Here is a 14659-nt window from a genome sequence, read left to right as displayed (position 1 = left end):
ATGTCAGTATGCTGCCGGGGATTTTATATGTAGTAATGTATAAAACTATACATTTTGTATAGTTATGTAAACCTATTGAAAAGAAAAAGATAATATGTCACAATACAGATGTTGCCACCCCTAGACAGGCTAGGAAAGGGGGCGTATGTCTTGTTGAGTTTATTAGTATCTTTTGGAATTTCTGTTGTGGCTAGTATAGTAGCATACTATATTTGCAAGTGGTTGGACAGAGACAGGTAGCTGGCAATCAGCCCAAGGAGTACGTCGCCTTTGAAAGACGGAGAAAACCCCAGTAGTAGGCGCTACTGGGGTTTTTGTTGTACTATGGGTTAGTACATCTTGAAAATATTAGTATCTTTGTCTGCCGACATTATAGCATATGAGTTCTAACTCTGCAATATGCTTTCCCTCACACATCTTAATGTTTTTTCAGATGTATCAACCCAAAAGAAGGTAGTATAATGATATCGCAAGAAGAAAAATGCGCGACGCGGAGCGGCATTTGTATTAGTAAATGCGAAGCGGCATTAGTTTCTGTAAATCGGGGTATATTATTCATAAAAACAAATGAAGAGACAATGTGAAAGGAGCAGTGGGTTACATGTTAAAGGACTGGAACAAGCCGGAGCGTCCATCGGATGAGGAGATAGACGCACGGTTAAAGATCGCCAGAGAGAATCTGACACGCAATCAGATCAAGGTAAAGGAAGGCAAGATACCTGTATTTGTCATATTTGAAGGCTGGGGTGCTGCAGGTAAGGGAAGTCTTGTCGGAAGGATCATCAAGAATATGGATCCGAGATTTTTCAACGTTGAGTCAGTGAAATATTCCACAGACGAGGAAAAACGCAGACCATTCCTGTACAAGTATTTTACGAGAATACCGGAACAGGGTGAGTTTGCATTTCTGGATGGTGGCTGGATGAGGGACATAGTAGGTGGCAAGATGTCCGGGGAGCTGTCAGATAAGGAATACAGGAAGAGAGTTGACAGCACCAAGAGATTCGAGAGGACTCTGGCGGACAACGGATATCTGGTCATGAAATTTTTCTTCCAGATAGACAAGCATGAGCAGAAGAAGAGGCTTGAAACACTTCTTGAAGATGATACTACAAACTGGAGAGTGTCTAAGCATGATCTGAAGCAGAACAAAAAGTATGACGAGTATCTTGAGGCATTTGACAGCTTTATGTATGACACCAATCTGTCAAATGCACCGTGGTACATGATAGATGCAAAGGAGAGAAAATGGGCAGAACTTCAGATACTCGATATCATCAATCAGGGAATAGATACTGCGCTGCTCAATCAGGGGCATGCTGTACCTATACTGCAGAATACATTTGCGCTCAAGAAGATCCCGAAACTTTCCGAGGTGTCTCTCGACGAGAAACTGACGGATGAGGAGTACAAGGAGGAACTTGACAAGCTGCAGAAGAAACTCGGCAGACTGCACAATGAGCTTTACCAGAAGAGGATACCTGTTATCATAGGCTACGAAGGTTGGGATGCGGCAGGCAAAGGTGGAAATATCAAGAGGATAGCGGAGGCACTTGATGCGAGAGGTTATGTGGTAAATCCTATAGCAAGTCCTGAGCCGCATGAGAAAGCAAGGCATTTTCTGTGGCGATTCTGGACAAGACTTCCTAAGTCAGGACATGTGGCGATATTTGACAGAACATGGTATGGCAGAGTCATGGTTGAGAGACTTGAGGGCTTCTGTTCGGAAAATGACTGGCAGAGAGCGTACAACGAGATAAATGAATTCGAGAAGGAACTCCACGACTGGGGTGCGATCGTCATCAAATTCTGGGTTCAGATCGACAAGGATACACAGCTTGAGAGATTCACACTCAGACAGAACACACCTGAGAAACGCTGGAAGATCACAGATGAGGACTGGCGCAACCGTGACAAATGGGATGACTATGAGACTGCGGTGGATGAGATGCTGGAAAAGACCAACACCAGCTTTGCGCCATGGCACATATTGGAGTCAAATGACAAGAAGTATGCCAGAATAAAAGCCCTCAAGATCGTTATCAAGGCGATAGAGGATAAGCTGGAGCATCTCGACAACTAATGATGGGCGCCGGATGCGATCACTCGATACTCAGAATGATATAACGCATTTGTGACAGATATAAGTAAAGGTACAAAAAACACGAGGCGGTGATACACCATACTAAGGTATCACCGCCTTTTAAAAAGGTTTTAAGGTATATGTTCCGCCTGGCGTGTATGACCGCAAAGGATAAATTTCAGATATTATCCAGGAGGGAGGTACGGCTTTAGCAACAGGCAGACTGCAAAATATAAAAACTATATTTTCCTGTAGGGTAAGACAGGAAGATAAGTCATTACCATAATTATATTAATTGTTTTTCTTTGATGATGGCGACTCCGAGCGGGGTTAACTCAAGCTCTCCATCAACTACATTCTGAGTCTGAATATTGGTTCCATGAACATCGGATATGGACTGAGGTTCATCGGTATTATTCAGGTAGAAACCATATGAGGTTTCGTCATCTGCGTATCTGCGGTGATATTGAACTCCGTCAGGCAGACATTTGGTTGCTATTCCGGCATCTGCCAGCATCTGCTCCATGATCTCACCGAGTTTACTGTAATCTATTCTTGCAGCCACGTAGTAGGCCTTGCCCTCGCCGTAGCTGTTCACTGTCACTGCTGCATTTCCGGCGTAGAAATCAGAATCGTAGGTTCCAAGTACATCCGCCGTTCCGACTCTCAGGATCTCAGCATAGTCACGGAGTTCGCATGAACTGCCATCTGTGAAGCTCACGCTGTTTCTGTCAGATGGATACAGGGTGTCTATCTCTTCACTGATGATTCCAAATACATCTGCAAGTCCATTTCCCGGGAATCCACCGAGTATACAGAGCTGATCCTTGTCTACATAGCCCGTAAAGTAAGTGGATAGAAGCTGTCCGCCCCTCTTTACAAATGCGGCAAGAGACTCGGCTGCGCCATCTCTCAGCATGTAGAGCATAGGTGCAACAACCACATCGTAATCGTCGAGTGGTTCATCGGATGCAATGACGTCCACGTCAACGCCGCGCTTTGTCAGCTCTTTGTATACAGACATACAGGTCTCAGGATATTTTTTTGATTCCTGCCCCAGAGCCTTGACATCATCTATGGCCCACATATTGTCCCAGTCGAACAGCAGTGCAACCTTTGATCTGATGAGTGTGCCGGTTATCTCGGAGAGCCCATCAAGCTCTGCGCCGAGGGCGGCAACCTCCTTGAATATTCTGGTGTCATTTGTTCCGAGATGGTCAACAACGGCACCGTGATACTGTTCAAATGAGCCTCTGCCCTTTCTCCACTGGAAATACTGGACTGTATCAGAACCGCAGGCGATTGCGTTGTATGAGAACAGTCTGTGTATGCCAGGTCTCTTCAGCTTGTTGTATGGATGCCAGTTTACAAGCCCCGGAGCACTCTCCATAAGCATGAAAGGTTTGTCCTTCTTCATGGATCTCATAACCGCGTGGTCAAATGTATTCTGGCCCATGACATCCGCAAGACTCTCGTAGTCATTGTGGAATCTAGGGTATGAATCCCATGAGATCACATCCAGCTCCTTTGCCATCGGTCTGTAGTCGAGACCGTCATAGAGCTGCATAAAGTTGGTAGTTATCGGTATTTCAGGGGTGAGTTCACGGAGGAGCGTTATCTCTGATTTCATGTAATCGTTCATGTTCCATGTGGTAAATCTCTTCCATTCGAGGTTCAGCCCCATGATACTGAAATCACCATTTTTGTATGGCGGCTCAATCTGTGAGAAGCTGTTGTATGAGTGACTCCAGAAGGTGGTCCACCATGCTTTGTTCAGCTTGTTTATGTCGTGGTCGAACTTCTCTGCGAGGTAATTCTGAAATCTTTTCACACAGAGACGGCAGTAGCACTCGCCACCAAGCTCATTTGACACATGCCACATGATGAGTCCCGGATGGTTTCCCACATGGGCGTGGAGCTGACGGATGATATTGTCAACTTTTTCTCTGTATACAGGTGAGCTCATGCAGTGGTTCTCACGTACACCCTGGTGTTCCCGGACATCATAGGAATCCACACGCCTGATCTCAGGATACTTCTGTGCCATCCATGCCGGTTTGCCGCCCGATGGCGTGGCAAGAACGGTGTAAATGCCTGCATTATACAGGTTGTCCATAACATCCTTCAGCCAGTCAAAATGGTATTCGCCCTCAACAGGCTCATATGCTGACCATGAAAATACACCAAGAGTAGCGGAAGTCATTCCTGCCTCCTTCATCAGCTCGATATCCTTAGCCAGGATATCAGGGCGGTCCAGCCATTGTTCAGCATTGTAATCACCGCCGTGTAGTATTCCATTTATCTGTGGGAAAAGCTTGTTTTTGTTCATCTATCTGTCATCCTCCTGTAAATAAAAGGTAATGTACTCTATATTAACTGTTCTAAGTTAAAATATATGCGCAAGCGGTTGCACAACTTACTATTTAAAGGTAGCACAAATAGACAAATAATTCAATTGTAATTTGATAATACATTTTAATTTGTGCAAAACACACAAAATATATACACTGCCATTCATAAGAACAATATTGTATATAATTAAGAAAAACGGCTTGAAATAAGAGATATAATTGCTTGTGATTAAGATATCATGAATTGCTCAAAGTTGCGCAATTTGTCAATTTCTACAAGATGTACAAAAGTGAGGTAAAAAGCTATCGAACAGTGTCAAAAAACTATATAATAAAAGTATTGAGGGATGAACGGAAATATAAGGTTGGAACGTATCGTTTAAGGAGGAGTTTTATGATAAAAAAGAGGGAATCATATAGAGCGGTGGCAGGCAGTATAAGGTCTGAGTGGTTAAGGGGGCTGAGCAGAAAAATCTGTATCGGTGCCCTGGCATTTTCGGCGGCTGTTGTGCTATTGACAGGCGGCAAAGTGGAAGCATATGCATCTGATCAGACTCGGGTAAGTTCAGATGAGAGTCAGGTTACGATAGGATATGATGATCTGGACGACACTTTGCAGAAAGGCGGACTTGGCGTTGTCGTCGAGCAGCAGCATGGTGTGGCTGCACTGGCATCTACGTATGATGCAACAGCACTTGAGAAACTTATTGTTGAAGGAATCAAGGCGTGGCAGACGAATATAGATGTATCGGGACTTGGTCTTACGAGCGATGATATTGATAACGGGGCAGTAAGATCTATTATTAATTCTCATCCTGAGTTTATCAGTCTGTCGGGAGGCTATAGATATTGGACTTCTGGCTCCACGATCACCCAAATAGAATTTGCGTATTTGACAAATGCAAAGGAGGAGCAGCAGGAGCTTGATGCTGCACTTCAGGAAGTCAAGAGCAAGATAGATATCAGTGGAATGACCGATGAAGAGATAGTACTTGCATATCATGAGTACCTTACATCCACAGTTGCATATGCATATGAGGATTATTTCAATGGAACAATCGCTGCAAATCACGGGTATGATATGTATGGAGCTTTGGTTAAACATAGTTGTGTGTGTCAGGGATATGCTGAGACTATGTTTTATCTGCTAAGAGAGGCTGGCCTTTCATGTGCAGTCGCATCAAGTGAAAATATCAATCACGCGTGGAACATAGTTAAGATACATGGAAAATGGTATCACATAGATGCAACCTGGGACGATCCGGTGTGGGATATGCCTGGAAGATCATATCATGATTATTTCCTTGTCAGCTTTGATACAATGAATAAGAATACGCTAACCAACCACACTAAGGACAGAACGGATATGGTTGTCAGCGCACAGTGGGGAGATACATATACGACAGCGGTGGACACTACTTATGAGAGTGGTAAGTTCTGGAATGGTATTGCGAAAGTTATTTTTTATAAAGACGGTTATTGGTACAGCATAAGTGAGGGCAGTTCGAAAACATCATTTAACATAAATAAGTACCAGTATTCGACTAACATAAACAAGGTTTTGTATTCGGGCACTGCAAAATGGACAACTCCGAGTGGTGGGTATTATCCTGGTGTTTATAGTTCAATATATCTCCGAGGTGATAATTTATATTTTACTACTCCGGATAGCTTGAACAAGATAGATGTTACATCGACAAATGTAACTCCTACAGAGCTTATAAATATACGAACACAGTATAATAGTTCAACAGGAAATAATTTATATGCGTTTGGAGAACAGTATGGTAAGCTGGTGTATTTTATTACAGATTCTCCTAATATAAAGAAAACTAAGGATTCAAGCAATTCAAGCAAGTATAACAAGGAGTATGCCGAGTATACATTCGAGATGTGCATAAGCCACAAGTGGGATGCTGGAGTGGTGACAAAGGAGCCGACCTACACGAGTACAGGAACCAAGAAGTACACCTGTACAAACTGCGGTGAGACCAAGATCGAAACGATAGCCAAACTTGTATGTACGAGCCACGTGTGGGATAGCGGCAAGGTTGTGACAGCGCCGACATACAAGACAGAGGGAACCAAGAAGTATACGTGTAAGAATTGCGGAACAACCAAGACCGAAACGATAGCTAAGCTTGTATGCACCGAGCATGTATGGGATGCCGGAGTAGTAGTAACAGCACCTACGTATACAAGCACAGGTACAAAGAAATATACATGTGAGAACTGTGGCGAGACAAAGATAGAGACCATAGCTAAGCTTGTATGCACCGAGCATGTATGGGATGCCGGAGTAGTAGTAACAGCACCTACGTATACAAGCACAGGTACAAAGAAATATACATGTGAGAACTGTGGCGAGACAAAGACAGACATAATCGGGAAAATTGGTTGCACAAACCATGCATGGGATGCCGGAGTAATTGTAACAGCACCTACGTATACAAACACAGGTACAAAGAAATATACATGTGAGAACTGTGGCGAGACAAAGACTGAGACTATAGCCAGGCTTGTATGTACAAAGCATGCATGGGATGCCGGGGTAGTGACAATACAGCCAACATACAAGACAGAGGGAACCAGGAAGTACACCTGTACAAACTGTGGCGAGACAAAGACAGAGCTTGTGGACAAACTGGTGTGCACCGAGCATGCATGGGATGCCGGAGAAGTGACAAAACAGCCAACATACAAGACAGAGGGAACCAGGAAGTATACCTGTACAAACTGTGGCGAGACAAAGACTGAGACTATAGCCAGGCTTGTATGTACAAATCATGCATGGGATGCCGGAGTAGTGACAAAACAGCCAACATACAAGACAGAGGGAACAAGAAAGTACACCTGTACAAACTGTGGCGAGACAAAGACCGAGACTATAGCCAAGCTTGTATGTACGATCCATGCATGGGATAATGGAACGGTTACTAAGAAAGCTACATATACAGCTACAGGAGTCAGGAAATATACGTGCAAGACATGTGGCGCAGCAAAGCAGGTCACAATTGCAAAGCTGAAGCTCACAAAGGTAACAGTAAAGGCCGCACAGCAGACCTCAGCGGTAAAACTTACCTGGAACAGATCTGCCGGGGCGTCAGGCTACAAGATATACAGGAGAACCGCCAAGGGAAGATATGTATGTATAAAGACAGTCAAGTCGGGAACGACAAGCTATGTAGACAAGACAGTCAAGTCAGGAAACAGGTATTACTACTGTGTAAAGGCATATAATGGAAATGTACTCAGTGGATATACAGAGGCAAGTATTCTCTACATCAAGGCTCCGGTTGTCACGGTCAGGAAGTCAGCACAGGGAGTGAAACTTTCCTGGAAAAAGTCTGCCGGTGCAAAAAAATACATTGTGTATAGAAAGACACCAACAGGCAAATACAGGGCAGTCAAGACTGCAACAGCGAAAACTCTCAGTTGGACAGACAAAACGGCAAAGAAAGGTCAGACTTATTATTACATTGTGAAGGCAGTGAATAATAAGACATACAGTGCAGCGTCACCGCAGAAGAGAATAAAAAGGTAGATGCTTACTGCGTAATTATAAGGGAGAAAAAGAATGAAATATGAAAATGTAAGACTCACAGAAGCTGTGCGGCGTATCAGGATGATATTTGTGGTGGGCGTCATCGCTGCGTGTGTGCTGTACGGCGGAAAAATACCAGCATTTGCGGAAGATACTCAGGAACAGTATGACTCATCACAGAGCAGCTATGGTCAGTTGCTTGAGCAGGAGGGCGATACTTCAGGCATCCTGCAATTTGGCGGACAGATAATAGAAGATGAAGCATCGGATTCATCGGAAGCGTCACTGGCAGCGGCAAATTCAAAGAAATATGAGAGTGCCATTGTCGGCGCTGTGGAGAAATTTTCACCGAGACTCAATGTAAAGAGCTGGGGATTGACCACACGAAATGTTGCAAATGTAGTCACAACCGCAATGAATGCGCATCCCGAGGTCGTGTATGTGGCAAGATACAGTTATCTGTATGACCAGACCACAGGAAAGGTCGTGTATCTGAAGTTCTCATACAAGCCAAATGCCCGAACCGAAAAGAAGCAGTTGGATGCAGCCATAGCGGAAGTGAACAAGCAGATAAATACAAAGAACATGAAGCCGGCAGAGATCGTGCTTGCATATCATGAGTTCCTGACATCCACAGTTGCATATGACACCAGCGGGGCTAAGGAATTTGATCCAACAACCGGAAGAGACCACATGTATGATATGTATGGTGTATTGGTTAAGAGGAGCAGCGTGTGTCAGGGATATGCGGAGACCATGTGGTATTTCCTCAGGAAAGCCGGGGTTCCGAGTGGAGTTGCCACAAGCCAGTATGTAAACCATGCGTGGAATGTTGTAAATATAGGTGGAAAGTGGTATCACGTTGACGCAACCTGGGATGATCCCGCAAGTGATATACCGGGAAGGTCGATGCATGATTATTTCCTTGTAAGCTTTGACACCTTGAACAGTAAGACTAAGGCCGCCAGCAGCGATTATTATCTTGGCAGATATGACACAAAGGTGGGAAATGTATGGAAGGGAACATACAGCAATGCCACGGATAAGCGATATGAAAAAGGCCAGTTCTGGAATGGCGTTGAGAAGGTCATCTTTTATAGAAAGGGCTACTGGTACAGCATAAAGCAGGGCAGCCAGTCATCATACTATCAGATAAACAAGTACAGCTTCAGCAACGGTGTAAATACAACGATATTTACCGGGCAGGATGAATGGCTGGATACAGATGGTACGACACTTAACAAACAGTATGGAACACTGTTCCTTGCACAGGAAAAGCTCTATTTCTGCACATCGAGATATGTTGCATGGATAGATCTTGAGGTAAATGAGCGCAAGGCGTGGGCTATATATGACATAAGACAGAAGTATGTATCAGGTGTAAACATATATGGAATGGGATATTACGGAAATGATGTTGTGATCTGGGTTTCCGACACTCCATCCTGTACAAGAAAGGACGCTTATTATCTCGGAGCATGTATGAGCCACAAATGGCAGGCGGGAGAGGTTACAAAACAGCCGACATTCACATCCCAGGGATCGCAGAAGTACAAATGCAGCAACTGCGGATATACCAAGAATGTCACACTTGACAAATTGAAGCTTGCGACGGTGACGGTCAAAACGAAGAATACAGGTAAGGGAATAAGCCTCACCTGGAATACCGATTCAAGAGCCACCGGTTATAAGGTATACAGACGCACAGGCAAGGGTGCATACAGACTTATAAAGACAGTGAAGGGAAGCTCTGTGAGATCAATGGTAGACAGATCTGTTGTAGGAGGAAAGACCTACACATACAGAGTATCGGCATACAACAGCTATACAAAGGGCGGCTCCAAGGCAAAGAGCCAGTATTATATAGGCTGCACGACCGCAAGAGCAAAGAATACCTCACAGGGAGTAAGAGTCTCCTGGAAGAAGACAAAGGGAGCCGCCGGCTATAAGATATACAAAAAGACAGGCAGCGGCAGATTCAAATGTGTGAAGGTTGTGAAAGCAAAGACCACAACATATCTTGACCGCCGTGTGAAGTCAGGAACAAAGTACACATACTTTGTAAAACCATACAAAGGAAAGACGGCAGGAACTTACAAGAAGGCTAGTGTCAAGTACAGATAAAAAGTAAATAGAGCGCGTAAAAAAATACCATGTACAGCATTTCGCCTGTACATGGTATTTTTGCTTTTGTTATATGCTTAGAAAGATATTATTTTTCATTCTTGTGTTCTGTTATGTCCCTGTGGGAATTATCGAACAGATCTGTGTCGGCCACATCTGATGAATCATTTCGATTCAGGGTCTCGCCTATGCGGGCCTTTGCCTCAGTTCCGGCAGCCTTGATACCCTCGGTGATCACCTCGCTCTTTTCCTTGAGATTTTCACTTATCACAGCGCTTTTTTCCTTTACGTTTTCTGTAAGCTCCTCAGCCTTCAGTTTGATCTTCTTTGTTATGGAGAAGCTTTCAGGGTTATTCTCAAATGCTCGTTTGATCGATGCTGTATCGTGAAGAGAGAGAAGGAAGCTTGGCTTCTCCTTGAACTTCTCACGATCCAGAGCCAGTCGGGACTTGAGTTCCTCAACACGGACAATAAGATCATTCTCTTTCGCAAATTTCTTCACCTTGTTCATCAGGTTAAATGATACAACGCAGTCGATCACGAATACCCCGTAGAAGAAACCGATGAAGAAGGAGAATGTCAGGTGATCCGCCAGCCAGTACACAGCGTTCAGTATGTGTGGATGGAGGAAGAAATAGTATAGTGCCGCGATCACACCCCAGAAGAATGAGAACAGCGGACATATGATGCCCTGTATATTGCCCCACTCATCTGAGTAGTCCCACAGTTTGATGTTCATTCCTATTATAAATATACGTCCGGCAATGTATTCCACAACGGTCATGGCGATGGCCATGATCAGTACCACCAGAACCTTTTGCAAAACAGGATGGGCGTCAACAGCTTCTATATGGATCAGGGACAGGAGATACAGCACCACCAGGCCTGAACCGTAGAGAGGCAGGTAAGGTCCGATGAGGAATCCCGGGTTGATCCATTTGTGGCTTGGGTTGCTCTTGGAGAAGAACTTTCTGAATATGACTTCAATGCACCAGCCCATGATGCATCCTATGAAAAATAAAAATAATATTACCAGAATGCTTTTGATATTGAAATTATCCATACATGGAATCTCCTTTGTATATATGACTTTGCCAATAGTAATAAGATAGTATATAGAAGGAAAAAAAGCAACCTTACAAAATGTCACAAGTGTAAGATAGCTTGTTGATACTTATTGAGAAAAAAAGTCATTTAAATTGCGAATGTTATATTGGACTAACGCCGGGGACAGTGCTATACTTACAGCAAATAAAAAGCCACGAAACAGATGCAGACTCTTTCTACAGTACGAAGATCGAGAATGCATTTTTTACGTTAAGGAGAGTTTGATTGAACAAACCGTGATTAGAAAAATCGAATCACGGCGAAGCCTGTCATATAATCTATCATGCGTATAAGTGGTCATATCATTAATCAGAATAAATATATAATCAAGGAGGACAAAATCATGATGAAGGCATTAAAGAAGGTAAACTGGAAGAAGCTTGGAATATTTGCAGGTGGAGTATTATTTGGAACAGCTGGTATCAAGGTTCTCTCAAGCAAGGATGCAAAGAACGTATATACACATTGTACAGCTGGTGTTCTTAGAGCAAAGGATTGTGTCATGAAGACAGCAAATACTATCCAGGAGAACTGTGGTGATATCTACGCAGGAGCAAAGGATATCAACGAGGCAAGAGCACAGAAGGCAGCAGAGGCTGACTTTGAGGATACTGAGTGCACAGAGGCTGAGAGCGCTGATGCAGCAGAGACTGTAGAAGAGTAATCAGTATAAGACAAAACATAAGAAAGAGGCGAAGATCTTGAAGTTTTCTATTTTAAATGAAACAAAGAATCGTCTGCGTATACACATGGCACAGAGCCGCATGACCATGGCACAGGCCGACATACTTCAGTATTATCTGGAGAACTGTGAGGCAGTGGAAGAGGTCAAGGTGCACGACAGAACCTGTGACGCGATCATCATATATGATGGTGACCGTGCAGCGGTGATAGATGCGCTGAGACAGTTTGGATATGACAGGGTGGAGGTTCCGGCGGATCTCACAGAGACATCAGGCAGAGTCATGAACAGACAGTATGAGGACAAGCTGTTTTGGAAGACCGCCTGGTACATGACCAAGAAATGGATCATGCCAATGCCGCTTCGGTATTGTCTGACATCCGTCAAAGCGCTCAAGTATATAGGCAAGGGGCTCAAGTGTCTTGCGAACAGGAAGCTTGAGGTGCCGGTTCTCGATGCAACAGCCATAACAGCATCCATTCTGACAAATGATTTCGCGACAGCGGGATCAGTCATGTTCCTTCTGGAGATCGGTGAGATCCTTGAGGAGTGGACACATAAGAAGTCGGTGGATGGACTGGCAAGAAGCATGTCACTCAATATCAATAAGGTATGGGTGCGTGTGGATGATTGTGATGTACTTATGGACAGTGCGAAGATCGCAAAGGATGATCTGGTAGTGGTTCATATGGGCAATGTCATTCCATTTGATGGTGTTGTGGATCAGGGCGAGGGCATGGTCAATCAGGCATCCCTCACCGGAGAGTCAGTACCGGTCCACAAGGGACACGGAGACAGTGTATATGCAGGTACAGTTGTTGAGGAAGGTGAGCTGGTAGTCAGAGTTGTAAAGACTGGTAAGACCAGCAGATATGATAAAGTTGTTGCGATGATAGAGGAGTCTGAGAAGCTTAAGTCAGGACTTGAGAGCAAGGCAGAGCATCTTGCAGATGGTCTTGTGCCATGGACTCTCGGTGGAACTATCCTCACATACCTTTTAACAAGGAATATCACCAAGACACTTGCGGTACTCATGGTCGACTATTCATGTGCATTGAAGATGTCCATGCCTATAGCGGTATTGTCTGCTATACAGGAGGCAAATAAGCATCACCTCACAGTCAAGGGCGGCAAATTCCTGGAGGCTGTAGCTGATGCAGACACGATAGTATTTGACAAGACAGGAACACTTACAAAGGCATCACCTACGCTTGTACGCGTCGTATCATTTGACGGAAGAGATCCTGATGAACTGCTCAGGATAGCTGCGTGTCTGGAGGAGCATTTCCCTCATTCCATGGCAAGAGCGGTTGTGGCAGGAGCTGCAGCCAAGGGGCTGGAGCATGAGGAGATGCACTCCAAGGTTGAGTATGTTGTGGCTCACGGTATCTCATCAAGCATAGACGGCAAGAAGGTTGTCATAGGAAGCTATCATTTCGTATTTGAGGATGAGGGCTGTGTGATACCTGAGGATAAGATAGAGCTGTACGAGTCGTTGTCCAAGACTCATTCACATCTGTTCATGGGAATCGATGGCAGGCTGGCAGCAGTCATATCCATCAAGGATCCGGTGAGACAGGAATCGGCCGAGGTTGTTTCAAGGCTCAAGAAGCTGGGAATCAAGAAGGTTGTCATGATGACAGGAGACAGTGACAGAACGGCCAAGGCTATTGCAGAGCAGGTAGGAGTGGATGAGTATTACTCAGAGGTCCTTCCTGAGGACAAGGCAAAGTTTGTCGAGGCCGAGAAGGCTGCGGGCCGCAAGGTCATCATGGTGGGAGATGGAATCAATGACTCACCTGCACTGTCGGCATCCGATGCTGGAATTGCCGTAAGTGATGGCGCGGAGATTGCCAGAGAGATCGCAGATATAACTGTCAGTGCAGACAATCTGTACGAGCTCGTAACACTTAAGGAGCTCAGCAATAAGCTGATGAGCAGGATCAACAGGAACTATCGCAAGATAGTGACCATCAACACAGGACTTATCATCCTGGGCGTGATGGGAGTTATCCAGCCAACCACATCAGCACTGCTTCACAATTCATCGACGCTTCTCATAAGTCTTGACAGTATGAAGAAGCTGCTGGATTGATGATTGGAGCATAGAATTATATTGATGATCGAAGCGTAGAATCATATAGAATATAAAATAAAGCTGCCCTCTTCACTGGGATGAGTACCCGGGATTCCGGAACATTAGTGAGGAGGGCAGTTTTGTAGTTAAAAAATGATTTTAAATTTAAATAATAAAAATAATCTGTAAGAATTGTTGACCGGGCCGACAGGATATGACAAAATGTACGTATAAAACATGAGTAGATAGCTGAACATAAGGGCAGAATATTAGCAGATATTATCTGGAATGTTTATGAAATGAAAATATACAGATGTGTGTGGAGCACAGCATGATGCGTGTGTTCATCACAATAGAATGGAGGATGATCAGTATGGTAAAAACGGTAAAAGGCGATAATTTTGAAGATATAAAGGCATGCGGTGTGGCGGTTGCGGATTTCTCAGCAACATGGTGCGGACCGTGCAAAATGATGGCACCGGTATTTCACACGGTTGCAGATGAACTGAATGGTGAAGTGGACTTCTTCAGTGTGGACGTGGATGAGAATCCCGGACTTGCGGCTGCCAATAAGGTGTTCAGTGTTCCGACATTGATACTGTACAAGAATGGTGTTGAGGCATCGAGGAGTGTCGGAGCTATATCCAAGTATGATCTTCTCGATTTCATTGAGAAGATCAAATAATTGTCT

8 protein-coding genes are annotated in these 14659 nt (G+C 44.4%); 6 read left to right on the top strand and 2 right to left on the bottom strand.

Annotation, left to right across the window (positions count from 1 at the left end):
* Positions 1-601: 601 nt before the first annotated feature.
* Positions 602-2083: a polyphosphate:AMP phosphotransferase gene (pap, locus tag DW159_RS11625; protein WP_117550930.1), complete on the top strand. Its 1482-nt coding sequence runs from the start codon at positions 602-604 to the stop codon at positions 2081-2083.
* Positions 2084-2369: 286 nt separating this feature from the next.
* Here pap and DW159_RS11620 read toward each other — a convergent pair whose 3' ends face one another.
* Positions 2370-4412, bottom strand: a complete 2043-nt coding sequence (locus DW159_RS11620) for a beta-galactosidase (protein WP_117550928.1) — start codon at positions 4410-4412, stop codon at positions 2370-2372.
* Positions 4413-4828: 416 nt separating this feature from the next.
* Here DW159_RS11620 and DW159_RS11615 point away from each other — a divergent pair, with 416 nt between their 5' ends.
* Both DW159_RS11615 and DW159_RS11610 read left to right on the top strand, forming a co-directional pair.
* On the top strand, positions 4829-7978 hold the full coding sequence (locus tag DW159_RS11615; protein ID WP_117550926.1) for a transglutaminase domain-containing protein: 3150 nt from the start codon (positions 4829-4831) through the stop codon (positions 7976-7978).
* A gap of 33 nt (positions 7979-8011) precedes the next feature.
* Positions 8012-10102 carry a fibronectin type III domain-containing protein gene (locus tag DW159_RS11610; RefSeq protein WP_117550924.1) on the top strand — a complete coding sequence of 697 codons (2091 nt, stop codon included), beginning with the start codon at positions 8012-8014 and terminating at the stop codon, positions 10100-10102.
* An 88-nt stretch (positions 10103-10190) separates the two neighbouring features.
* Here DW159_RS11610 and DW159_RS11605 read toward each other — a convergent pair whose 3' ends face one another.
* Positions 10191-11165, bottom strand: a complete 975-nt coding sequence (locus DW159_RS11605) for a putative ABC transporter permease (RefSeq protein WP_117550921.1) — start codon at positions 11163-11165, stop codon at positions 10191-10193.
* Positions 11166-11552: 387 nt separating this feature from the next.
* On the opposite strand from DW159_RS11605, the gene DW159_RS11600 reads away from it, so the two are divergent.
* The 3 genes from DW159_RS11600 (at position 11553) to trxA (ending at position 14653) form a co-directional block, all read left to right on the top strand.
* The gene (locus tag DW159_RS11600) at positions 11553-11873 is read left to right on the top strand and encodes a DUF6110 family protein (RefSeq protein WP_022217250.1); all 321 of its coding nucleotides are present in this window, start codon (positions 11553-11555) and stop codon (positions 11871-11873) included.
* A 37-nt stretch (positions 11874-11910) separates the two neighbouring features.
* Positions 11911-13986 carry a heavy metal translocating P-type ATPase gene (locus DW159_RS11595; RefSeq protein ID WP_117550919.1) on the top strand — a complete coding sequence of 692 codons (2076 nt, stop codon included), beginning with the start codon at positions 11911-11913 and terminating at the stop codon, positions 13984-13986.
* A gap of 355 nt (positions 13987-14341) precedes the next feature.
* Entirely contained in the window at positions 14342-14653 is a 312-nt protein-coding gene (trxA, locus tag DW159_RS11590; protein WP_022217252.1) for a thioredoxin, read from the top strand.
* The last annotated feature ends 6 nt before the right edge of the window (positions 14654-14659 follow it).

Origin of the sequence: Coprococcus sp. AM14-16 (genome assembly GCF_003434675.1) — a bacterium.
In the GTDB taxonomy this organism is placed as follows: domain Bacteria; phylum Bacillota; class Clostridia; order Lachnospirales; family Lachnospiraceae; genus Coprococcus; species Coprococcus aceti.
This window is presented reverse-complemented; position numbering and strand designations above follow the sequence as displayed.